Here is a 946-nt window from a genome sequence, read left to right on the forward strand (position 1 = left end):
GTCCAGAGCCAGAGCGGCGACATTGCGATGCGTCACCACGATCCCCTTGGGCGCACCCGTCGAACCCGAGGTATACATCACGTACGCCGCATCACCCGACCCCACACCCACCCTGGGATCACCAGGGTCGGACGCATAGGACCGAGGAGACTCGATGTGGAGCAACTCCACGGCCTCGGCACCGGATTCCGGCACCGACCGTTCGTCGGTGATCAGCAGGCGCGCGCCGGTGTCAGCCAGGACATGGCGGATGCGGTCGGCCGGATAGCGGGCGTCGAGGGGAACATAGACCGCCCCCGCCTTCATCAGGCCCAGCACCGTGGTGACCGTCGCGACCGAACGCTCCAGAAGGACACCGACCGCGTCACCGGGCCGCACTCCCCTACCGATCACCTCATGCGCGAACTGGGCCGCGAGCACGTCGAGTTGTGCGTACGTGAGCGTGTCGGCGCCGTCCGTGACCGCCAGGGCATCGGGCGTCTCAGCCACCTGCCGGACGAACAGCTCGCCCAGGGAGACATCCGGCACGGCATAAACCGTGTCGTTGAACTCGACCACAGCACGGCGGTGTTCGTCGGGGGTGAGGATGTCGATGTCAGCCAGAGGACGGTCGGGATCGGACACGGCCGCGTCCAACAGCCTCAGCCAACGGTCGAACAGGACCTGCACAGTGGGCGCGTCGTAGATGTCGCTGGAGTACTCGACGGCACCAGTGAGGCCCTGGGGCTCGCCGCGCTCCCCGCGCCGCTCGGCAAGGCTGAAGAAGAGGTCGAACTTCGCCGTCCCCGTCCTGCCCAGCTCGATCTCGGCTCGCAGTCCGGGGAGCTCCAGCTCGGTCTCGGGGGCGTTCTGGAGCGCGAGCATGACCTGGAACAGCGGATGGTGCGACAGGGTGCGGGCCGGGTTCAGCAGCTCCACCAGGTACTCGAAGGGGACGTCCTGGTGC

Annotated in this window: 1 protein-coding gene; it reads right to left on the bottom strand. The window is 67.5% G+C overall.

From position 1 onward, the window contains the following. Positions 1-946 (bottom strand): AMP-binding protein (locus tag OO52_RS45475; protein ID WP_037671613.1); only part of this gene is annotated, 946 nt, incomplete at both ends.

It is taken from the genome of Streptomyces flaveolus (assembly GCF_000716535.1).
Taxonomy (GTDB): Bacteria; Actinomycetota; Actinomycetes; order Streptomycetales; family Streptomycetaceae; genus Streptomyces; species Streptomyces flaveolus_A.